Origin of the sequence: Tepidiforma sp., from assembly GCF_034433535.1 — a bacterium.
Taxonomy (GTDB): domain Bacteria; phylum Chloroflexota; class Dehalococcoidia; order Tepidiformales; family Tepidiformaceae; genus Tepidiforma.
Window position 1 is genome coordinate 1 of sequence record NZ_DAOUAO010000076.1, and the last position, 19649, is coordinate 19649.

Sequence of the window (19649 nt, forward strand, 5' to 3'; positions counted from 1 at the left end):
TAGAGCCGCCCGCCAATCACCAGACCCCCGCCGATCCCCGTCCCCAGCGTCGCGTGCAGCAGGTGCCGCGTTCCCCTTCCCGCGCCGAACCGGAACTCGCCCAGCGCCGCCGCCGAGGCGTCGTTCTCGATGTACGCGGGAATGCCCAGCCGCTCCGCTACCGGGGTGGTCAGCACCAGGTTCCGGAACCCCGGGATGTTCGGCGCCAGCACCACCTTCCCCTCGCTCGCGTTCACCAGCCCGGCCGTCGCGATGCACGCCGCCGCCGGCCGCGCGCCGGAATCTCGCACCGTCCCCGCCAGCAGCTCCACCACCGCCTGGACGGCCTCCGCCGGCGAGGCAGTCCCCGGCGTCGGGCGTTCCGCCCGGTAGACGACGCTGCCCGCATCGTCCACGATCGCCGCGCGCAGGTGTGTGCCGCCGAAATCCGCTGCCAGCACGTGCCGCACCATACCCGCACTCTACCCGAACCCCCGCTTCCCATCACCGCGCCCGAGCTCCCCTATGTCCCGCACCCGTTTCGAACCCTGGGAGAGCCGCCTCCTCGAGGAACAGCCCATCGCCCGGCTGGCCACCATCGCCCCGTCCGGCCGGCCCCGACTGGTTCCCGTCTGCTTCGCCTTCCTCGAAGACGCGCTGGCAATCGCCGTCGACGAAAAGCCCAAGTCGAGCGTTCGCCTTGCCCGCCTCGCCGACCTCGCCCGCGACCCCCGCGCCACCCTCCTCGTCGACCGCTACGATGCCGACTGGTCTCGCCTCGCCTGGGTGCGGGTCGACGCCCGCGCTGAGGTGCTCGCGGCAGGCGCGGCCTGGCCTGCAGCGCTCGCCGCCCTCCGCGACCGTTACGACCAGTACCGGACTATGGACCTCGAAAGCCGCCCGCTCATTCGGCTTCGCCCGGAGCGCATCGTCTCCTGGCGCGCCGTTGCGCCCTGACCCCCTCCGCGCATCCGCGCCGGGTCCGCTACGATCGAGGCAGCCCCTACGCTACACGGAGGTCCCGATGGTCTTGGAACACACCATGCAGCGCATCGATGGCACCGAGGAGCCCCTCGAGCGCTACCGCGGCAACGTCCTCATGCTCGTCAATGTCGCCAGCAAGTGCGGCCTTACCCCGCAGTACGCCGCCCTCCAGGAGCTGTACGACCGCTACCACGACCGCGGGTTCGAAATCCTCGCCTTCCCCGCCAACGATTTCATGGGCCAGGAGCCCGGCACGAACGAGGAAATCGCCCGGTTCTGCGAGCTGAACTACAACGTCACCTTCCCCCTCTTCGCCAAGATCAGCGTCAAGGGCGAAGCGATGCACCCGCTCTACCGCGAGCTCACCAGCATGCCCGAGCCCATCGGCGGCGAGGTCCAGTGGAACTTCCAGAAGTACCTGGTCGACCGCGAAGGCAACGTCGTCGCGCGCTTCGGCCCCCGCACCACCCCCGACTCCCCCGAGGTGATCGAAGCCATCGAGCAGCTGCTGCAGTCCTGACCGGGAGCCGCTGCTGCTCGCTCGTGCGTCCCCGCCGGCCACGGCGGGACGCACCTACGGCGCCTCCAGCCCGTTCCGCTGGATAATCTCGCGGTACATCAGCGCCGACTTCTTCGGGGTGCGCCGCTGCGTCGCGTAGTCCGTGTAGACGATGCCGAACCGCTTCGAATAGCCGAACGCCCACTCGAAGTTGTCCATCAGCGACCACTGGTAGTACGCGCGCACGTCGCACCCCTCGCTCATCGCCGCGTGCAGCCCAGCCAGGAATCCGCGCAGCAGCTCCTGTCGCACCGCGTCATCCACCACCCCGTCAGCGTTCGGTTCCGTGTTGTCGCACACCCCGTTCTCAGTGACATAAATCTTCGGGCGCCCGTACTCCCCCGAAACCCAGCGGATGAAATCCCCCAGCGCATGCGGCGCCGCCTCGTAGCCCATCGGCAGCAGCGGGAGCCGCGGCGGAGCGTAGGCATAGCCGAGGCTGTTGTTCGCCGCCTGGATGAGCCCCCGGGAGTACAGGTTCACCCCGAGGAAGTCCGTCGGCGTGGCGATCACGTCCATGTCCCCGGGGTGAATCGGGAACGGCACCCCCCGCTCCGCGAAGTGCTTCAGCACCGAAGCCGGGTACCCCCGTCCGAAGACCGGCCCGTGGAACAGCCGCGTGTTGAAATCGCGCGCCCGCTCCACCGCCGCCGCGGTCTCCGGCGAATCGTCGGCGGGCTCGTAGCTCGTGTTGGCGTTGGTGATGCCAATCTCCCCGCGGTAGCCGCCTTCCCGGAACACCTGCACCGCCCGGCCGTGCGCCAGCAGTGCGTGGTGCACGGCCCTGCCGTACGCTTCAAGGTCGCGAATCCCGGGCGCCATCACGCCGGTCCGGTGGCCCATTTCGGTGAACACGATCGGTTCGTTCAGCGTGATCCAGCGCGTCACCCGGTCCGCATAGCGATCGAACACCGTCTTCGCGTAGGCGGCGAACGCCTCGACGATGGCCCGGTTCGTCCACCCGCCGAGGTCCTGCAGCGCCTGCGGGAGGTCCCAGTGGTAGAGCGTCACCGCCGGCTGGATGCCCCGCTCGAGCAGCCCGTCGATCAGCCGGTCGTAGAACGCCAGCCCCTTCTCGTTCACCGCCCCGCGGCCGAAGGGGTAAATCCGCGGCCAGGCGATCGAGAACCGGTAGGTCTGGATCCCCAGCTCGACCATCAGGTCGAGGTCCTGCTGCCAGCGGTGGTAGTGGTCGCAGGCCACATCCCCCGTATCGCCGTCCTGGACCCGCCCCGGCTGCCGGCAGAACGTGTCCCAGATCGAAACGCCCCGGTCATCCTCCTGCACCGCGCCCTCGATCTGGTAGGACGCGGTCGCGACGCCCCATTGAAAACCGTCAGGAAACTGAAGAAACGCCATTGCCGGATTCTAGCCGCGCGGCCGCGACTGCGGAATGCCCGTTTACGCCGTCCGCCCGCTGGCGTATCGTTCCCGGCGCACGAACTACCTCCGGAGTTTCCGCATGGCAGAAGCCCAGGCATCCCTCATCACCGACGAGATGCGCGCCCACATCGGCAAGGAGTCCGAACCCTACACCCTCGAGGTCGATAAAACCTCCATCCGCATGTTCGCCCGCGCCGTCGGCCACACCGACCCTATCTTCTACGACGAGGCCGCCGCAAAGGCCGCCGGCTACCGTAGCCTCGTCGCCCCGCCCGGCTACCTCGGCACGCCCATCTTCAACCCGGCATCCGCCGGTCGCCGCGGCTTCGCCCCCGGCCCACAGCCCAGCCGCCCGCTCAACCGCATCCTCAACGGCGGCACCGAAATCGAGTACTTCGACGATGTCTGCGCCGGCGATGTCCTCACCGCCACCTCCCACGTCGCCAGCTACGAAGAGCGCGAAGGCTCCATCGGCCAGATGCTCATCACCACCACCAAGACCGTCTACCGCAACCAGGATGGCAAGGTCGTCGCCGTCATGACCGGCACCGCCATCCGCTACTAACCCCGCGCGAGGTCCCCGCCATGGCAGTCACCTGGAACGACATCACCGAAGGCATGGCCATCCCCGAGCTCAAGAAGAACTGCAGCACCCAGCAGCTCGTCCTCTGGGCCGCAGCATCCGGCGACTTCTACCAGATCCACTACGACCAGGATTTTGCCCGCGGCACCGGCCTCCCCGGCATCATCGTCCACGGCGCACTCAAGCATGCCTTCCTCGGGCAGCTCCTGCACGATTGGCTCGGCCGAAACGGCAAGATCCGCCGCTTCGGCTGCAGCTACCGCGGCATGGACTTCCCCAACCAGGACATCGTCTGCAAGGGCATCGTCACCCGGAAATACGAGGAGAACGGCGAAAAGCTCGTCGACCTCGAAATCTGGACCGAGAACCCCGAGGGCAAGAAGACCACCCCCGGCACGGCCACCGTCGTCATCACGGCCTGATTTGGCCCCGAACCCGCGCACACGTCCCGGCGCCGAACACCACCCCCTGGAGTCACACGATGGGTAACCTCCTCGAAGGCAAAGTAATCGCCATGACCGGCGCCGGCCGCGGGATCGGCCGCGAATGCGCCCTCCTCGCCGCGTCCGAAGGCGCGCGCGTCGTCGTCAACGACCCTGGCGTCAACCCCGACGGCTCCGGCCACGATGACGGCCCCGCCGCGCAGGTCGTCGAAGAGATTCGCAAGATGGGCGGCGAGGCCGTCGCCAACTTCGCCGATGTCTCCACCATGGAAGGCGGCGAAAGCGTCATCCGCACCGCCCTCGATACCTGGGGCCGCCTCGATGGCCTGATCAACCTCGCCGCCATCCTCCGCGACCGCATGATCTTCAACCTCACCGAGGAGGAGTGGGACGACGTCATCCGCGTCGACCTAAAGGGGCACTTCACCACCATCAAGCCCGCCTCGGTGCTGATGCGCCAGCAGCGCTACGGCCGCATCGTCAACTTCAGCTCGGTCTCGGGCCTCCAGGGCAACTCCGGCCAGGCCAACTATGGCGCGGCCAAGGCCGGCGTCGCCGGCCTCACCCGCGTCGCCGCCCGCGACCTCGGCCGTTACGGCGTCACCGTCAACTGCATCGCTCCCGGCGCCGCCACCCGCCTCACCGCCACCGTCCCCCAGTCGGCCCGCGAGCTCCGCGCCCAGCGCGGCATCGCCGCGGCCGGGGGCCCGCCCCAGGCGGCCGCCAACCGCGCCGCCGAAGAAGCGGCCGCCATGCGCACCCCCGATATGGTCGCCCCCATGACCATCTACCTCCTGCTCGACGAGGCGTGGAATATCAACGGGCGCATCTTCCAGGTCGCCGGCGGCCACATCGGCCTCCTCGCCGACCTCTACCCGCCATTCCGCAATATCTACAAGCATGGCAAGTGGACCCTCGACGAGCTCCGCATGCTGGTCCCCACCCAGCTGATGGCCGGCATCGTCAACCCGGCTCCACCGGCGGAGGACATCAAGATCCCGGGCAGGGATTTCTAGCCCGCCACGTGCCGCCCCTTCATTCTGTCGAGTCCCCGCCGATACTCAGAGCAGGGACCTCGGCATGATCGCCAAACCAACTGCGCCCGCAGCCAGGCGCCGCACCCTTCGCGTCCTCATCGTCGATGACAGCATCGACGACGTCCGCCGCGTCCGCGAACTCCTCGAGCAGAGCGGTCAGTTCGTTGCGCACGCCGCCCGCAGCACCGAAGAAGCAGAGCACCTGCTCGAGGACGGCTCCTTCGATTGTGCCCTGGTCGCGGCCCGCACCTGGGCCGACCCGCAGGCCCCGCTCGCCCGCTACCTGCGCGAAAAGCGCCCCGATGTGGCGGTCGTTCTTCTCGTCGATGCCCCCAGCGAAATCGAGACGCTGCCGGCCATCAAGCTCGGCGCCCACGACTTTCTCGCCAAACGCCAGCTCGATGAAGCCCAGCTCGCCGTCCGCATCATCGCCGCCTGCGAGGAAAACCGCGCCCTACGCCGCCGCGACACTATGGTCCGCTGGCTCGAACGCGAAGCCCGTACCGACCACCTCACCGGACTCCACAACCGCCACGCCTTCGACGAACGTCTTCGGGACGCCTGCTCCTCTCGCCGCGGCCAGCGGCGCCCCGTCACCCTCATCCTTGCCGACCTCTCCGGGACCCGCATCGTCAACGAGGTGCACGGGCACGATGTCGGCGACGACATGATTCGCCGCGCCGCTGCCGTGATCGCGCACTCGGTCCGGGGCGACGATTTCGCTGCCCGCATTGGCGGTGACGATTTCGGCATCATCCTCGCCGATGCCGACCTCTCCCTCGGACGACTCATCGCCCGGCGAATCGCCCAGGAAGCCGAGCGCCGCAACCTCGACGAATGGGCCGATCTCGTGCCGGTAAGCCTCACCTTCGGCGTCGCCACCGGTGTTGATTGCGACGCTGCCGAGCTGTTCGCCGCCGCCGACCAGCAGCTCGCTCGCCGCCACGGGCGCGGGGCCGTCGTCGCCCTGCCGCGTCAGCTCACCGATTCCGACGGCCCTTCCGTCGCCTGACTGCCGTCGCCCGCCAGCATCGCCAGCACATCGGCCAGCGCCTGCGTGCCCTCGCGACCCCTTCCCTGTGCCTGTAGCACCGCGAACAGCTGCGAAACCAGCGCCGAACCCGGCAGCGGCGTCGCCGTCGCCCGGGCAGCATCCAGCACCAGCTGTAGGTCTTTCTGCATCAGGTCCACCATGAACCCGGGGGCGAAATCCCGCTTCGCCGCCCGCGGCCCCAGGTGTTCGAGCATCCACGAGCCCGCCGCACCCGCCGAGACCACCTCCAGCATCTTCGCCGGCTCCACGCCCGAGCGCCGGCAGAGGCTGAGCGCCTCCGCCATGGCCAGCAGGTTGAGACCGCCCGCTACCTGGTTGCAGAGCTTCACCACCTGCCCCGCCCCCGGCGGGCCCACGTGCACGATCCGATTCCCAATCGCCTGCAGCAGCAGCAGCGCCCGGTCGAAGTCCGCCGCCTCGCCCCCGACCATGACCGCCAGGGTGCCCGCCTTCGCGCCCACGTCCCCTCCGGAGACCGGCGCATCCAGCATCCCGATGCCCAGTTCCCGCAGCCGCGCATGCAGCCGCCGGGCCGTCTCCGGCGCGATCGTCGAACAGTCGATCACCAGCGACCCCGGCCGGGCCCCTTCGACAACGCCCCCGGGACCCAGCACCACCGCCTCCACATCCCGCGAGGCGGTCACACAGGTAAACACCACATCCGACGCTGCCGCCACCTCCGCCGGCGACCCCGCTGTCGCCGCACCCAGCTCCGCCAGTCGCTCCATCTTCGCCGCCGTTCGATTCCAGACCGTCAGCCGGAATCCCGCCCTGAGCAGATTGGCCGCCATCGGGCCGCCCATGATTCCGAGTCCGATGAACCCGACCCGTTCGTTCGCCATCACACGTCCCCGGGCGAAAGGCCGCCCGCCGCTTACCCTACCGCAGCGGCGCGTCCCACGGCAGCACCGACCGGCCCGGCTGCAGCAGCAGTTTCACGACCCCGTCCGCAATCACCGCCAGGATGTCGTAACCCGACCAGAGCGCAGGGTCCATCCCCCGCAGCGCCCACGAGAGCTTCTCATCCTCGGCGTACGTCGAGGGTCCAAGGACCACCAGGGCCCGGGCATCCGCCTCGCCTTCGAGCGCTTCGCCGGCCCGCTGCAGCAGGCGCCGCAGATTCCGCCGCAGCGCAGCGCTCCAGGTGTCGTTCTCCGGCGCTGGCGTGCCCAGCACGCACGCCCCGCCGCTCCCGAGGTCGTTCGCCGTCCAGCAATCCTCCGCCGGGACTTCCAGCCCCTCGTCCACGTCCGGCTGCTGCGAAGCCAGCACCAGCCGCTCGTAGAGCGCCTCCCGGGCCTCTTCGCTCGCGGGCAGCCGGAACAGCTCGGTCGAATTCAGCTGGAACGTCCCCGGGACCCGGTTCGTGAACCGCGCCCAGTGGCTCGCCAGCCCGCCCAGCGCGGTCACCACCGAGCCCGTCGTGCCCACCCGCCGCAGGTACAGCGTCACCGGCCGGCAGAACTCCAGCCGGCCATCCTCCAGCTTCCGGGCGCCGTCTAGCGCGGTCACCAGCTGCGAAAGCCCGGGCTCCTCCGTCGGGAGCATCGCGCCCCGCGGCACCCAGACCGCCACCGCCTTCCCGTCCAGGTCCAGCCTTCGCTCGACCGCCGCCCGCATCGCCTCCCAGGCCACCGTGGCGTCCGGTGCGAACGCATTCGCCACCGCCACGCGCAGTGTCCAGCGCCGACCCACCGTCACCCGCGCCGCGAGCAGCGTCCCGTCGGAGCTGGCCTCTTCGACCTGCGTGCTGCGGGCATAGTACGGCCCGAACCAGCTCAGGAAGAGCCGAAGCCCCGCCTCCGCCTGGTCCGCCGGGTAGCTGCGGTCCGTCATGCAGCGGAGAGCGTTAGCCGCCGCGGCCGCCGCGGATGCGCGGCGGGTTCACCGTGGCCACCACGATGGAGGGGTCGGTCAGAATCTCCACCCCCGGCGGCGGGGCGATGTCGCCAACCGTCAGCACCGAGCTGAAATCCTTCAGCGGCGCGAGGTCCACCGGGATCGTGTCCGGGATATCCAGCGGCCGGCAGCGCACCGAGACGATCTCCAGCCCCGGCAGCAGCGTGCCCGCCAGGTCCCGCACCGCCGGCGCCTCGCCCACCAGCCGCAGCGGCACGTTCGCCGTGATGGGCCGTTCGGGGTCCACCTGGAAGAAGTCCACGTGGATCGGGTCGCCCGTGCCGTGCGCGCGCGAAATCCCGCGCAGGATCACGTAGCGCGGGTCGGCCTCGCCCGCCACGCGCAGCTCGATCATCGCCCGCAGGCCAGCCTGCTTCACCGTCCGGGAAAACTCCCGCGCGTCGATGTCGATCGCTCGCGATTCCAGCCCCTTCCCGTACACGTTGGCCGGGAGCCGCCCCTGCCGCCGCAGCTGCTTCACCTTCTTGCCGAGCACCTCGCGCGGTGCCGCCTCAATCGTCACGCGTTCAGCCATGATCACTACCCCTCGGCCACGCTCGATACGTGGCGCAACATTTCCAATCTAAAGCAGACCGTCGCAGGGTCAAGCCGCGCAGCAAACGGGCCGCCCCAGGGCGGGCGGCCCGTCATCGAGTATACCGTGGTTCGTCCAAAACCTCAGGCCGGCTTCAGCTCAGCCACCTTCGCGCGCGCAGCGGCCTTGTCGCTGTACCACAGCGCGTTGATCTCCTTGAAAGCCGCCTTGTCCGACGGGACGTCATCTTCGGCGAAGATGGCCGAAACCGGGCACGCCGGCTCGCAGGCGCCGCAGTCGATGCACTCGTCCGGGTTGATGTACAGCATCCGGTCTTCGCCTTCGTCGAAGTGGATGCAGTCAACCGGGCAGACCTCGACGCACGCCTGGTCCTGGACATCGATGCACGGGTCGGTGATTACATAGGTCATTCGGCTGGGCTCCTCTCCCGTCGGGATGCTGCGTTCGCGCCACGTGGGGCAACCGCATACTACTATCGGCCCCCCGCTCTGTGAAGAACAGCGGTTCAGTCGGCATCCGCGGTATGACGTTCAGCAGAACGCCTGCTAGCGCACCGCGTCGCGGACGGCCACCGGCTTCCCCGAGCGCAGGTCCACCGCGTAGAACCGCCCCGCTTTGATCTCCTCGATGAGCTCCCGCTCGTCCCGGATCTCCCGCTCGAAATACGTCGCGCACTTGCCAATGTCAGAAATCGCGTGCGAATCCGTCCCGCCCGTGCCCGGCAGACTCATCAGCTCGCACAGGCGCCGCGAAAACTCGTTCTCCTTGTCGGAGCCCCGCCCGTTGATCTCTTCGAGCCCCTGCACGTACTGGTAGGCAGGGTTCCGGGCCGCCTTCTCCAGCGCTGCCCGGTACTCGTCGTCGTTCCGCGAAAACCACGGCATCTGCCGCCGGTACGGGTGCGCCGCTACGAGTGCGCCGCCCACCTTCTCGACATAGCTCGCCAGCTCCCGGGAGCGGTGCATCCCGAAGACGTACTTATCGATCCCAAAGGCCAGGATGTGCCCGTCGTCGGTCGAAATCTCAACACCGGCCAGCACCAGGAAGTTGTGCTTCGCCCGCAGCTCCTCGATCGCCTTGTAATCCCAGACCGTGTCGTGCTCGGTAAAGACGATGGCATCGAGCCCGGCCGCCTTGGCGCGGACGATCAGGTCATCCGGGTTCAGAACGCTGTCGTGGGAGCGGGGCCACGTGTGGCTGTGGATGTCAATCAGCATGGGGCTGCCCGGTACTATAGGGCCGCCTTCAGCTGCCGGGCAATCCGGGCACGCCAGCCGGCACCGCCCACCGCACCCTGAAATTGGCGCCCATCGGAAACGTCCTGTTCATCTCGCGGGCGTAGCTTCAAGCCATGGAACATTCGCACATAACCTGCCAGCACGAATGGCGGTACCTGGTCGATGTCCGCGCTCGCGCCATCCGCATCCGCGAATGCGCCCGCTGCGGCCGCCGCGGCATCGTCCCGGTCGAGCTCGCCCCGCTCCCGCCCGGCGCCGAACGCTGGCGCGAAACCGCCTGACCGGTCAGGACCCGCCCGCCTGTCGCCGCGCCACCAGTTCGAGCCGCATCCTGCGCTGGTTTGGCTCCTGGCCAAGGAACTGCGGCCGGTAGTCGCTCTGCCGACCCTGGATCTGCGCCGTGTGCTGCCGGTCGTGCCGGTAAAACGAACGCAGCCACTGCAGCACCGTCAGCGTCCCGAACATCGGGCTGGTCGCCACCCGGTCGAAGTCCTCGAGCCGCATCCCATCGATCAGCCCCAGCGTGTACCGCCGTTCCAGCTCGAGCTGGTGCAGCAGGTCGGCCACGCGGTAGCGGTTCGCATCCTCCACCGGGATCGGAACCGTCTGCCACGGCACCTTCGAAAGGTCCGGGTTCTCCTCGCGCAACGCCGCCCGCACCCAGGCGTCGTACGTGCGCTCCATCTCGCAGAGGTGCGCCAGCTGCTCGAGCGCAGTCCACTGCTCCTCCCCGGTCGCATCCACCGGCACCCGCAGGGCATCCTCCGGGCTCAGCGATTCCGCCACCCGGATGAGCTGCGCGCGCTCCTCCGCCATCTTCGCCAGCAGCTCATCCACCTGCGCTCGCGTTGCCATTTCGCCTGCCTCCAATCGCCCGGGCAAGGCGCCGGATGCCCTGCCAGGCCGCATAGGGAATCGCCGCTGCCAGCACCACAACCGTCACCAGCACGCCATACAGCCCGCCATACGCGAGGTCGAAAACCCACTCCAGCAACGGCATCCCCCGGATTCTACGCGACCGGCCGCCGCAGGTTGGTCCAGCGCCCGTGCCGTGCCACACTCGCCCCATGCCCTTCCGCCGCCGCGAATCCGCGCTCGGGCCCCGCTTCGCTGCCGATTGGCTCATCGTCGGGCTCGGCAATCCCGGGGAAGCCTACGCCCGCACCCGTCATAACGTGGGCTTCTGGGTCGTCAACGCCCTTGCGCGCCGCGCTGGCACGCAGCCGAAGGCCGTGGGCAGCCTGATGCACATCGGCGTCGGGACCCTCCAGGGCCAGCGGGTGGCCCTCGTGAAACCGAAAACCTACATGAACGAGAGCGGCCGGGCCGTCGCCCAGGCCCTCCAGTGGACCGGCTGCGATCTCCCCCACACCATCGTCATCTACGACGAGCTCGACCTCCCCGCGGGCGCCCTCCGCATCCGTGCCGGAGGCGGACACGGCGGCCACAACGGCCTCAAGAGCATCGCCCGGCACGCCGGCCTCGACTTCATCCGCGTCCGCATTGGCATCGGCCGCCCCACCCTCGGCGGCGAGCCCACCTGGGACCCCGACGTCGTCGCCGAGTGGGTGCTGAGCCCGCCCGACCCCGACGACCGCGCTCGGCTCGAAGCGGCGGTGGAGCGCGCCGCCGACGCCATCGAAACCATCCTCTCCGCCGGCGTCGAAGCGGCGGCCGCCGCGTACAACCGCAAGGCCTGACTCCCCCGGAACGCCTTCGCGACAGTTCTCGTCGTCTTTGCTGCGAACCCCTCGCCGTGCCCCTGTCTGGCGGTAGACTCCCGCCCAACGGCTATGTCGAAGGGCTACCAGGAAGACGTCGAGTTTGTCGCAGCCACGTTCCCTGCCCCGCTCTGTCACACCCTCCTTCCCTGCATCCCGCTCGATACCGCCATCTCCCCCGCCGCCACAGGGCCCCGCCCCTGGCGCAACGGACGCGTCCTCGGCGACCTCCTCCCGTCACCGGATTCACCGGATCCCGCCGCCATCGTCGAGGCGGAGGACTTCGCCGCCTCGATCGCCCGCGTCCTCGGCACCCTCGAATCGCGCGCCCGCCGGGTCATCCAACTCCGCTTCGGCTTCACCGGCCGGTCCCACACGCTCGAAGAGATCGGCATCGTCTTCGGCGTCACCCGCGAACGCATCCGACAGATTGAGAACAAAGCGCTGAAGCACATCACTCCCGGGCTCCGCGAGCTCGTCGACGACCAGTTCGGCTCGAGTCGCAACGAGTCGCTTCGCCCCCGCCCCGAGGCCGGATCGTGCCAGTCAACGGCGACTCTGGTGGCCCCTAAGGGTCCCGAGGTGCCCGTCGCCCCGGCACCCGGCATCCGCGCTGACCCGCCGCGGGCCGCGTCCGGGGCACCGTTCGGGCACCCGCCCGCCGGGCCCCGGTCCCCCGCCCCGTCCCGTCCCCGGGTCCAGCCCGAAGCCGGCGCCGATAGCCAGTCGGTCGAGGACCGCCTGATCGAAGCGATCCTCGGACCACTTCATCCCCCGGTCGAATCCGCCCGGCCAACCCTGCCTCCGACCCCGGCACCGTCGCAAGGGGCTGAATCGAGCCCGGCCCCGCCTCCCCGGCCGCCCGCGGCGCCGCTTGAACGCTGGCTCCACGGTTGGCGAGCGCGCCGGTTTGCAATTGTCGACCGCCGGCCGGAGGGCGGACACCTCTGGGTCCGCGACCCGAACATGGGCCTCGCATCCGAAATCGAGGAGCTGCGCGCCGCGGGCATCTGGTTCAGCTACGGCGAAGACCGCGACGCGGATGCCTGGGGCTGGTGGCTCCGCAGCGATGCTACCGTAACGGCCGCGCGCCCGGCTGCCATTCGCTCCGCCTAACCCGCGCCCGCAGCCGCGCCACGCGCACATGGTGTTGTTCCAGCTTTAGACTGATTCCATATGAGCGCCTCCCCCGCCGATATCCAACGCTACCGCCGCAACCTTCGCGATGAAGTCGATGGAGCCGCTCTCTACCGCCTCCTCGCCGAAGCCGAAAAAGACCCCAACCTGCGGCAAGTCTACGAACGTCTCGCCCGCAGCGAAGACCGTCATCGCGCCCTCTGGGAGCAGAAGCTGCGCGAGGCCGGCGTCCCCGTCCCCGAGTACCGCCCGTCCCTCCGCGTCCGCTTCCTTGGCTGGCTCGCCCGCCGCTTCGGCACCGCCTCAGTCAGCCCCATCATCACTCGCATGGAGATGGCGGCCACCACCATGTACGACGACCAGCCCGAGGCCATCGCAGCGAACCTCCCCGCCGATGAGCGCTCCCACGCGCGCCTCTTCCGCGAAATCGCCCGCTCCACGCGCGGCAAGCACGTGGAGGTCGATATCGCCCGCGCCGAGGGCCGCCACCGGGCCGGAACGGGCAACGCCCTCCGCGCTGCTGTGCTCGGCGCCAACGATGGCCTGGTCTCGAACCTCTCCCTCGTCATGGGTGTCGCCGGCGCCGACCCCGGCCGCGACGTCGTCCTCCTCGCCGGTGTCGCCGGGCTCCTCGCTGGCTCCCTCAGCATGGCCCTCGGCGAATGGATCTCCGTACGCAGCTCGGCGGAAGCCTTCCAGCGCCAGCTCGAGGTCGAACAAGAAGAGCTCGCCCTCATGCCCGATGAGGAGCTCGAAGAACTCACCCTGATCTACATGGCCAAGGGCCTCAACGAAGAGGACGCCCGCGCCGCGGCCGAGCGGATTCTCGCCAACCCCCGCACTGCCCTCGATACCCTCGCCCGCGAAGAGCTCGGCATGTCCGATGACGAAGCCGGCAACCCCTGGGTCGCCGCCATCACCTCGTTCCTTACCTTTAGTTTCGGCGCCATCATCCCCGTGCTGCCCTGGCTCATCTTTTCCGGGGCGGTCGGCGTGGCCGCCAGCGCGGTGGCAAGCGCCGCGGGCCTCTTCCTCGTCGGCGCGGCCATCACCCTCTACACGGGCCGGGGTGTCCTCTTCTCGGGCATGCGCATGCTCACCTTCGGCATTGCGGCGTCAGCCATCACCTTCGGCATCGGCCGCCTGATTGGCGTGAGCACAGGCGTCTGACCCGCTACTCTCCCGGCGCCAGCTCCAGCGTCAGCCGCTCATCCCGGGTCGCGATGGCGACCACCCGGTAGGGCGTCCCGCTCATCGCCGCATCCATCGCCGCCACCAGGGCCCCCTCCAGCCGGGCGGCCTCGCCGGCCTCGCCCTCGATGAGCCGCACCACCAGGCGGCCATCCGAAAGGTCGGGGTCGACCACCAGCCGCTGGCCATCGCCGTCACCGTAGCTCCCCAGCGCCACCGCCAGCCTGCCCCGCTGCTCCACCCGGACCACAGCCCGCTGCCCCAGCGCCGCCTCCGCCACCACGCCGAGCGCCCGTTCGTCGTATCGCAGCACCACATTCCCAACGCCAGCCTCGCCGGCGTCACCGCCGGCGTTCCCCCCGAGCGTCACCAGGAGCGCAACGCTGACCCCCCCGGCGAGGAGTCCCACCAGGAATGCGAGCACACCCCGCATGGCACGGCAGCTTGCCCCGTTCGCGGCATCCCGGCAACCGCCCGCGCTTGACACATCCGCGGCTCAGCGACACAATTCCAGCATCTGGTGGCTAGAGCGAGGTGGTCCCACCCGTTCCCATCCCGAACACGGACGTGAAACGCCTCAGCGCTGACGATACTGCCCGGGCAACCGGGTGGGAAAATAGGCCGCCGCCGGGTAACAACGAAAACCGCCGCAAGGGCGGTTTTTTCGTCCCCGCGGTAACCCCCAATCGCTGCGAGACGTTCTCATCCCTGCCGGGTCGCATCCTTACCCGCGCCGGCACGGGCCGTTTCCTCTCTGGATCGGCCGCTGATACAATCGATTTCGAATCCCACACTTCACCCCGGCCGTACCCTCGAGCGAGGGACACGTGCCCCCAGACGGAGCCCAACTTGTCAGCAGATACCGCCCAGCCAACCACTCCCCCGGAAGCCGAAATGGATATGGGGGCCCTCCTCGACCTCGAAGACGCCCAGTCCGGGGGCCAGCTCCGCCGCGGCGAAATCATCGAGGGCATGGTCATGGGCGCCTCCCCAGATGGCCTCATCGTCGATGTCGGCACCAAGACAGAAGCCGTCATCCCCCAGAACGAAATGCTCTCCCTCGGCCTCGACGGCGCCAGCAAGCTCAAGGCCGGCGATACCGTCCGCGTCATGGTCCTCCAGCCCTCCAGCGCCGAGGGGCACGCCATCGTCTCGCTCGACCGCGCCCGCGGCGAAGAAGGCTGGGAGACGCTCCAGAAGCGCTTCGAATCCGGCGAAATCTTCGAGGCCCAGGTCACCGGTCACAACCGCGGCGGCCTCCTCGTCAATGTCGAGGGCGTCAACGCCTTCGTCCCGCTTTCCCAGGTCGAATCCGTCCGCCGCGACGACCCCGATGCCGTCAACCAGCTCGCCGGCCTCGTCGGCCAGGTGCTGAAACTCAAGGTCGTCGAGCTCAACCGCAAGCGGAACCGCGTCATCCTCTCCGAGCGCGCCGCCATGGCCGAAGTCCGCAAGGAGATGAAGGACCGCGTGCTCGAAGAGCTCCAGGAAGGACAGATCCGCACCGGCCGCGTCTCCTCCATCACCGACTTCGGCGTCTTTGTCGACCTCGGCGGCGCCGACGGCCTCGCCCACATGACCGAGCTCACCTGGGAGCGCGGCAAGAAGGCAAAGGACCTCTTCCAGGTCGGCGATGAAGTTCAGGCCTACATCCTCAAGATCGACCGCGAGAACAAGAAAATCTCGCTTTCGCTCAAGCGCGCCCAGCCCGAGCGCTGGGATTCGACAGTCGACCGCCTTGTCATCGGCCAGATCCTCATCGGGCGCGTCACGAAGCTCATGCCCTTTGGCGCCTTCGTCCGCCTCGAGGGTCCGGTGGAAGGGCTCATCCACATCTCCGAGCTTTCCAACCGCCGCATCCAGCACCCGAAGGATGTGGTGAAGGAAGGCGACGTCGTCCCGGTGAAGCTCGTCCGCATCGAGAAGGACCGCCATCGGCTCGGGCTCAGCCTGCGCCAGGCCCGCAACGATGCTGAGGCCATGGGCTTCGTGTTCGATGCCAACGGCTCCGTCATCGATTACCCCGATGACGTTCGCGAGCAGTTCGGCCTGCCGCCGCGCGACACCTCGGCCCAGCCGGCTCGCCGCGAGCCACGCACCGCGCAGGAGGCGATCGAGCGCGCCGTCGCCCGTGACCCCGAACCGATGTCGGCCTTCGCCGCCGCCTTCGCCCAGGCGCTCGAGAACGCCGAGGCGGGCAACGGCCTCGCCGAAACCGTCGCCCAGGTTGCCGGCGTCGCGCCGGCCCACCAGCCTGGCGACGACACTACGGCACCGGCCGCAGAGGCCGAAGCTGAATCGCCCGAAGCGACGGCCGCTGCCGAGGCGGCGCCAGCCGAAGAAGCTGCCCCCGCGGCCCAGGCTGAGTCGCCGGCTGAGGCAGTCGCCGAACCTTCCGGGAACGCCGAGGACGAAATCCGGGTTTCCACGGGCGCGACGAACGCACCCGAAATGCCCGACAATACGAATGAGGGGTCCGCAGCCCCCGAATCCACCACAGCCGCACCAGAGGAGGAAACTGCTGACGGCTCCTAGTCGCGCTCCGGGCGCACCCAGGGGAAGGGAGTACCACCATGGCCGATAGGTTCGATAAGTTCACAGAACGGGCGCGAAGGGTTCTCACCCTCGCCCAGGAAGAAGCGCACCGCTTCAACCACAACTACATCGGCACCGAGCACATCCTCCTGGGACTCGTGCGCGAAGGCGATGGCGTCGCAGCCAAGGTCCTCGCCAACCTCGGCGTTGAACTCAACAAGGTCCGCTCCGCCGTCGAATTCATCATCGGCCGCGGCGACCGCACCGTCATCGGCGAAATCGGGCTCACCCCGCGCGCCAAGAAGGTGATCGAACTCGCCGTCGATGAAGCCCGCCGCCTCAACCACTCCTACATCGGCACCGAGCACCTCCTCCTCGGTCTCGTCCGCGAAGGCGAAGGCATCGCCGCCGGCGTCCTCGAAAGCCTCGGCGTCAACCTCGAGCGCGTCCGCGCCGAGACCACCCGCATCCTCAGCCAGAGCGCGCCCCAGGCCGCGACCTCCGGCGCCGGCGCCCGCCAGGCCAGCCGCACCCCCACCGTCGACCAGCTCGGTATCGACCTCACCGCCGCCGCCCGCAACGGTCAGCTCGACCCGGTCATCGGCCGCTCCAACGAGCTCGAGCGCGTCGTCCAGATCCTCTCGCGGCGTACGAAGAACAACCCCGTCCTCATCGGCGAACCCGGCGTCGGCAAGACCGCCATCGCCGAGCTCCTCGCCCAGCGCATCGTCTCCGGCGATGTCCCGGAGACCCTCCAGAACAAGCGCCTCCTGACCCTCGATATCGGCTCGCTTGTCGCCGGCACGAAGTACCGCGGCGAGTTCGAAGAGCGCCTGAAGAAGGTCATCGAAGAGATCAAGGCCGCCGGCAACTGCATCCTCTTCATCGATGAGCTCCACATGCTCGTCGGCGCCGGCGCCGCCGAGGGCGCGGTCGATGCCGCCAACATCCTCAAGCCCTCCCTCGCCCGCGGCGAGCTCCAGTGCATCGGCGCCACCACCCTCGACGAGTACCGCAAGCACATCGAGCGCGACGCTGCTCTGGAGCGCCGCTTCCAGCCCGTCATGGTCGAAGAGCCCACCGTCGAGGAGACCATCGAGATCCTCAAGGGCATCCGGCCGCGCTACGAAGAGCACCACAAGCTCAAGATCAGCGACGCCGCCCTCACCGCGGCCGCCGAACTCTCGGCCCGCTACGTCAGCGACCGCTTCCTGCCCGATAAGGCGATCGACCTCATCGATGAGGCCGCCAGCCGCGTGCGCATCCGCCGCGCCGCCACCCCGCCGTCGCTGAAGGAGGCCATGAAGGGCCTCGAAAGCCTGCGCCGCGAAAAAGAGCAGGCCATCAGCGCCCAGCAGTACGAATACGCCGCCGAGCTCCGCGACCGCGAGGTAAAGCTGCAGGAAAAGATTCGCGAAATGGGCGAGTGGGAAGAGGGCGAAGCCGGCATCGCCACCCCCGTCGTCACCGACGAGGATGTCGCCGAGGTCATCTCCATGTGGACCGGCATCCCCGTCGCCCGCATCGCCAGCGAAGAGTCGGCCCGCCTCCTCCGCATGGAGGAAGCCCTGCGCAGCCGCATCATCGGCCAGGACGAAGCGATCGAAACCATCGCCCGCGCCGTCCGCCGCGCGCGCGCCGGCCTCAAGGACCCGCGCCGCCCGATCGGTGTCTTCCTCTTCTGCGGCCCGACCGGCGTCGGCAAGACGGAGCTCGCCCGTGCCCTCGCCGAGTTCATGTTCGGCTCGCAGGACAACATGATTAAGCTCGATATGAGCGAATTCAGCGAGAAGCACACCGTCTCGCGCCTGGTCGGTGCGCCTCCCGGCTACGTCGGCTACGACGATGGCGGCCAGCTCACCGATACGGTCCGCCGCAAGAGCTACTGCCTCATCCTCCTCGATGAAATCGAGAAGGCCCACCCCGAGGTCTTCAACCTCCTGCTGCAGATCTTCGATGAGGGCCGCCTCGCGGACGCCAAGGGGCGGAAGGTCGACTTCCGCAACACCATCATCATCATGACTTCCAACGTCGGGTCCGACCTCATCAAGAAGGACTCGGCCCTCGGCTTCCAGACCACCGCCGACGAGGTGAAGACTCACGAAGACCGCTACCAGCGGATGAAGGAGAAGGTCCTCACCGAGCTGAAGAACGTCTTCAAGCCCGAGTTCCTCAACCGCATCGACAGCACGGTCGTCTTCCGCTCCCTCACGAAGGAGGACATCCGGCGCATCGTCGACAACGAGCTCCGCAAGGTCGAACGCACCCTCAACCAGAAGGGTGTCCGCATGGAGGTCACGGAGGCGGGCAAGGACTGGCTCGGCGAAAAGGGCTACGACCCCGTCTTCGGTGCCCGGCCGCTCCGCCGCGTCATCCAGGACAACATCGAAGACCGCCTCAGCGAGATGCTCCTCGCCGGCGAATTCGCCGCTGGGGATACCGTCCGCATCGATGCCGAGGACGGTCAGCTCAAGATCGAACCGATTCGCGAGCCGCAGCCGGTCGGCTGACCCCCGGCGGTCAACACACCCAACGTGAGGGGCCGGTGCCAACCGGCCCCTCATTCGTATGCCTGTTTTTCCGCAACGTAAAGGAAGCCTCTTGACAGTTGGTCTTCCGGTGAGCGAGGTTGGCAGAAAGTCCCTCCAAGACTTCGCGTTGTGCGGATAAAACGATTTCTTGCTGCCGTGACATTTGCCATCGCGTTCTCGGTCATGCTTACCGCGCTGGCTGCGGGGGCCGGCTCCCGCGGCTGGTCTGATGAGGTTCCGGGACCGGAGCGCGGGCCGTCGGGACAGACCGGACAGCTTACCTGGCTGGAAAATCCGGCGAGGCCGTACGCGGGAGGGGCAAAACAGGTTGGGCCGTATCGGCTGCTGCCTCCCGGCACCCTCTACATTGAGCGGACCTATCCTGGTGACACCGGTGCGCGAGACTTTACGGAGACTTCGTCGCCGGACGTCCTTCGTGGCTCTGCACTCTACATTGAACCGCTCCCAGGGTTTTCGGTTGCAAGCGAAGGAGGAACCGTCCGCGACGGGCAGGTCATCGGAATAGATTCCTACTGGAAGAATGATGCCGGTGATGCGCTCATCGTCTCTTCCGCTGCCGTCCCGGACTGGATGTTGCCCCTCGATGTCTACCTCTATCCCGCGGACAGCCCCCTGGAAGTTTTGGTCACCACCATCGCTGGCCGACCGGCTATCGTTGAACAACCCTCGGCTGGCCCTGCCCCCAACGTTGGTTACGTTCGCGTATGGCTGGAAGGCCAGGAGATCGTTCTACGGTCGCCTTCCATGGGTCAAGACAGGCTCATTGACCTGGCTGCCAGGCTTGTCGGAGGTGAGTAG

23 protein-coding genes, 1 rRNA gene and 1 pseudogene are annotated in these 19649 nt (G+C 68.4%); 14 read left to right on the plus strand and 11 right to left on the minus strand.

Going from position 1 to position 19649, the window contains the following annotated elements; all coding sequences use genetic code 11:
- On the minus strand, nucleotides 1-452 hold a 452-nt coding region (locus VAE46_RS04150; protein ID WP_322795658.1), incomplete at its 3' end, for an ROK family protein.
- Nucleotides 453-504: 52 nt separating this feature from the next.
- On the opposite strand from VAE46_RS04150, the gene VAE46_RS04155 reads away from it, so the two are divergent.
- On the plus strand, nucleotides 505-936 hold the full coding sequence (locus tag VAE46_RS04155; protein ID WP_322795659.1) for a TIGR03668 family PPOX class F420-dependent oxidoreductase: 432 nt from the start codon (nucleotides 505-507) through the stop codon (nucleotides 934-936).
- Nucleotides 937-1003: 67 nt separating this feature from the next.
- A complete protein-coding gene (locus VAE46_RS04160; protein ID WP_322795660.1) occupies nucleotides 1004-1483 on the plus strand; it encodes a glutathione peroxidase in 480 nt (159 codons plus the stop codon).
- Between the two features lie 54 nt (nucleotides 1484-1537).
- Here the strand turns inward: VAE46_RS04160 and VAE46_RS04165 are convergent, their stop codons facing one another.
- Nucleotides 1538-2881 (minus strand): GH1 family beta-glucosidase, encoded by a 1344-nt coding sequence (locus VAE46_RS04165; protein WP_322795661.1) that lies wholly within the window; start codon nucleotides 2879-2881, stop codon nucleotides 1538-1540.
- Between the two features lie 103 nt (nucleotides 2882-2984).
- Between VAE46_RS04165 and VAE46_RS04170 the strand changes: the two genes are divergently transcribed.
- The 4 genes from VAE46_RS04170 (at nucleotide 2985) to VAE46_RS04185 (ending at nucleotide 5980) form a co-directional block, all read left to right on the plus strand.
- Complete coding sequence (locus VAE46_RS04170) at nucleotides 2985-3470, plus strand: MaoC family dehydratase N-terminal domain-containing protein (protein ID WP_322795662.1); 486 nt, start codon at nucleotides 2985-2987, stop codon at nucleotides 3468-3470.
- Nucleotides 3471-3490: 20 nt separating this feature from the next.
- Nucleotides 3491-3910: a MaoC/PaaZ C-terminal domain-containing protein gene (locus VAE46_RS04175; protein WP_322795663.1), complete on the plus strand. Its 420-nt coding sequence runs from the start codon at nucleotides 3491-3493 to the stop codon at nucleotides 3908-3910.
- A 59-nt stretch (nucleotides 3911-3969) separates the two neighbouring features.
- The gene (locus VAE46_RS04180; protein ID WP_322795664.1) at nucleotides 3970-4947 is read left to right on the plus strand and encodes an SDR family NAD(P)-dependent oxidoreductase; all 978 of its coding nucleotides are present in this window, start codon (nucleotides 3970-3972) and stop codon (nucleotides 4945-4947) included.
- Nucleotides 4948-5011: 64 nt separating this feature from the next.
- A complete protein-coding gene (locus tag VAE46_RS04185; protein WP_322795665.1) occupies nucleotides 5012-5980 on the plus strand; it encodes a GGDEF domain-containing response regulator in 969 nt (322 codons plus the stop codon).
- Here VAE46_RS04185 and VAE46_RS04190 read toward each other — a convergent pair.
- The 6 genes and pseudogenes from VAE46_RS04190 to VAE46_RS04215 form a co-directional block, all read right to left on the minus strand.
- Nucleotides 5944-6384, minus strand: coding sequence for an NAD(P)-dependent oxidoreductase (locus VAE46_RS04190; RefSeq protein WP_322795685.1), 441 nt, complete (start codon nucleotides 6382-6384; stop codon nucleotides 5944-5946). The genes VAE46_RS04185 and VAE46_RS04190 overlap by 37 nt on opposite strands.
- Nucleotides 6385-6870, minus strand: a pseudogene (locus tag VAE46_RS04195) (NAD(P)-dependent oxidoreductase); the annotation flags it as partial.
- 31 nt (nucleotides 6871-6901) lie between these two features.
- A complete protein-coding gene (locus VAE46_RS04200; protein ID WP_322795666.1) occupies nucleotides 6902-7858 on the minus strand; it encodes a hypothetical protein in 957 nt (318 codons plus the stop codon).
- Between the two features lie 13 nt (nucleotides 7859-7871).
- Nucleotides 7872-8456 (minus strand): 50S ribosomal protein L25, encoded by a 585-nt coding sequence (locus VAE46_RS04205; RefSeq protein ID WP_322795667.1) that lies wholly within the window; start codon nucleotides 8454-8456, stop codon nucleotides 7872-7874.
- A 143-nt stretch (nucleotides 8457-8599) separates the two neighbouring features.
- Nucleotides 8600-8887 carry a ferredoxin family protein gene (locus VAE46_RS04210; RefSeq protein ID WP_322795668.1) on the minus strand — a complete coding sequence of 96 codons (288 nt, stop codon included), beginning with the start codon at nucleotides 8885-8887 and terminating at the stop codon, nucleotides 8600-8602.
- 135 nt (nucleotides 8888-9022) lie between these two features.
- On the minus strand, nucleotides 9023-9694 hold the full coding sequence (locus VAE46_RS04215; protein ID WP_322795669.1) for a PHP domain-containing protein: 672 nt from the start codon (nucleotides 9692-9694) through the stop codon (nucleotides 9023-9025).
- 134 nt (nucleotides 9695-9828) lie between these two features.
- Between VAE46_RS04215 and VAE46_RS04220 the strand changes: the two genes are divergently transcribed.
- On the plus strand, nucleotides 9829-9996 hold the full coding sequence (locus tag VAE46_RS04220; protein ID WP_322795670.1) for a hypothetical protein: 168 nt from the start codon (nucleotides 9829-9831) through the stop codon (nucleotides 9994-9996).
- Between the two features lie 4 nt (nucleotides 9997-10000).
- On the opposite strand, the gene VAE46_RS04225 is transcribed toward VAE46_RS04220, so the two are convergent.
- Together VAE46_RS04225 and VAE46_RS04230 are read right to left on the minus strand one after the other, a co-directional pair.
- Nucleotides 10001-10570, minus strand: a complete 570-nt coding sequence (locus VAE46_RS04225) for a DinB family protein (protein WP_322795671.1) — start codon at nucleotides 10568-10570, stop codon at nucleotides 10001-10003.
- The gene (locus VAE46_RS04230) at nucleotides 10545-10715 is read right to left on the minus strand and encodes a hypothetical protein (protein ID WP_322795672.1); all 171 of its coding nucleotides are present in this window, start codon (nucleotides 10713-10715) and stop codon (nucleotides 10545-10547) included. The genes VAE46_RS04225 and VAE46_RS04230 overlap by 26 nt, the downstream gene beginning before the upstream one ends.
- Nucleotides 10716-10782: 67 nt before the next feature.
- Here VAE46_RS04230 and pth point away from each other — a divergent pair, with 67 nt between their 5' ends.
- The 3 genes from pth (at nucleotide 10783) to VAE46_RS04245 (ending at nucleotide 13743) form a co-directional block, all read left to right on the plus strand.
- A complete protein-coding gene (gene pth / locus VAE46_RS04235) occupies nucleotides 10783-11415 on the plus strand; it encodes an aminoacyl-tRNA hydrolase (RefSeq protein ID WP_322795673.1) in 633 nt (210 codons plus the stop codon).
- 93 nt (nucleotides 11416-11508) lie between these two features.
- The gene (locus VAE46_RS04240; protein WP_322795674.1) at nucleotides 11509-12552 is read left to right on the plus strand and encodes a sigma factor-like helix-turn-helix DNA-binding protein; all 1044 of its coding nucleotides are present in this window, start codon (nucleotides 11509-11511) and stop codon (nucleotides 12550-12552) included.
- 60 nt (nucleotides 12553-12612) lie between these two features.
- Complete coding sequence (locus VAE46_RS04245) at nucleotides 12613-13743, plus strand: VIT1/CCC1 transporter family protein (protein WP_322795675.1); 1131 nt, start codon at nucleotides 12613-12615, stop codon at nucleotides 13741-13743.
- 4 nt (nucleotides 13744-13747) lie between these two features.
- On the opposite strand, the gene VAE46_RS04250 is transcribed toward VAE46_RS04245, so the two are convergent.
- The gene (locus tag VAE46_RS04250) at nucleotides 13748-14188 is read right to left on the minus strand and encodes a hypothetical protein (protein WP_322795676.1); all 441 of its coding nucleotides are present in this window, start codon (nucleotides 14186-14188) and stop codon (nucleotides 13748-13750) included.
- 92 nt (nucleotides 14189-14280) lie between these two features.
- Between VAE46_RS04250 and rrf the strand changes: the two genes are divergently transcribed.
- The 4 genes from rrf to VAE46_RS04270 all read left to right on the plus strand — a co-directional run bounded on the left by rrf (nucleotide 14281) and on the right by VAE46_RS04270 (nucleotide 19649).
- A 5S ribosomal RNA gene (rrf, locus tag VAE46_RS04255) occupies nucleotides 14281-14397 on the plus strand.
- A 261-nt stretch (nucleotides 14398-14658) separates the two neighbouring features.
- On the plus strand, nucleotides 14659-16299 hold the full coding sequence (locus VAE46_RS04260) for a 30S ribosomal protein S1 (protein ID WP_322795677.1): 1641 nt from the start codon (nucleotides 14659-14661) through the stop codon (nucleotides 16297-16299).
- 38 nt (nucleotides 16300-16337) lie between these two features.
- Nucleotides 16338-18809: an ATP-dependent Clp protease ATP-binding subunit gene (locus VAE46_RS04265; protein ID WP_322795678.1), complete on the plus strand. Its 2472-nt coding sequence runs from the start codon at nucleotides 16338-16340 to the stop codon at nucleotides 18807-18809.
- Between the two features lie 177 nt (nucleotides 18810-18986).
- A complete protein-coding gene (locus VAE46_RS04270) occupies nucleotides 18987-19649 on the plus strand; it encodes a hypothetical protein (protein ID WP_322795679.1) in 663 nt (220 codons plus the stop codon).

Coding starts and splice junctions, on each gene's coding strand:
- VAE46_RS04260 (WP_322795677.1), top strand. CDS start 14,659: ATGGATATGGGGGCCCTCCTCGACCTCGAAGACGCCCAGTCCGGGGGC.
- VAE46_RS04265 (WP_322795678.1), top strand. CDS start 16,338: ATGGCCGATAGGTTCGATAAGTTCACAGAACGGGCGCGAAGGGTTCTC.
- VAE46_RS04180 (WP_322795664.1), top strand. CDS start 3,970: ATGGGTAACCTCCTCGAAGGCAAAGTAATCGCCATGACCGGCGCCGGC.
- VAE46_RS04205 (WP_322795667.1), bottom strand. CDS start 8,456: ATGGCTGAACGCGTGACGATTGAGGCGGCACCGCGCGAGGTGCTCGGC.
- VAE46_RS04160 (WP_322795660.1), top strand. CDS start 1,004: ATGGTCTTGGAACACACCATGCAGCGCATCGATGGCACCGAGGAGCCC.
- VAE46_RS04230 (WP_322795672.1), bottom strand. CDS start 10,715: ATGCCGTTGCTGGAGTGGGTTTTCGACCTCGCGTATGGCGGGCTGTAT.
- VAE46_RS04220 (WP_322795670.1), top strand. CDS start 9,829: ATGGAACATTCGCACATAACCTGCCAGCACGAATGGCGGTACCTGGTC.
- VAE46_RS04245 (WP_322795675.1), top strand. CDS start 12,613: ATGAGCGCCTCCCCCGCCGATATCCAACGCTACCGCCGCAACCTTCGC.
- VAE46_RS04240 (WP_322795674.1), top strand. CDS start 11,509: ATGTCGAAGGGCTACCAGGAAGACGTCGAGTTTGTCGCAGCCACGTTC.
- VAE46_RS04185 (WP_322795665.1), top strand. CDS start 5,012: ATGATCGCCAAACCAACTGCGCCCGCAGCCAGGCGCCGCACCCTTCGC.
- VAE46_RS04200 (WP_322795666.1), bottom strand. CDS start 7,858: ATGACGGACCGCAGCTACCCGGCGGACCAGGCGGAGGCGGGGCTTCGG.
- VAE46_RS04165 (WP_322795661.1), bottom strand. CDS start 2,881: ATGGCGTTTCTTCAGTTTCCTGACGGTTTTCAATGGGGCGTCGCGACC.
- VAE46_RS04210 (WP_322795668.1), bottom strand. CDS start 8,887: ATGACCTATGTAATCACCGACCCGTGCATCGATGTCCAGGACCAGGCG.
- VAE46_RS04215 (WP_322795669.1), bottom strand. CDS start 9,694: ATGCTGATTGACATCCACAGCCACACGTGGCCCCGCTCCCACGACAGC.
- VAE46_RS04170 (WP_322795662.1), top strand. CDS start 2,985: ATGGCAGAAGCCCAGGCATCCCTCATCACCGACGAGATGCGCGCCCAC.
- VAE46_RS04155 (WP_322795659.1), top strand. CDS start 505: ATGTCCCGCACCCGTTTCGAACCCTGGGAGAGCCGCCTCCTCGAGGAA.
- VAE46_RS04225 (WP_322795671.1), bottom strand. CDS start 10,570: ATGGCAACGCGAGCGCAGGTGGATGAGCTGCTGGCGAAGATGGCGGAG.
- pth (WP_322795673.1), top strand. CDS start 10,783: ATGCCCTTCCGCCGCCGCGAATCCGCGCTCGGGCCCCGCTTCGCTGCC.
- VAE46_RS04175 (WP_322795663.1), top strand. CDS start 3,491: ATGGCAGTCACCTGGAACGACATCACCGAAGGCATGGCCATCCCCGAG.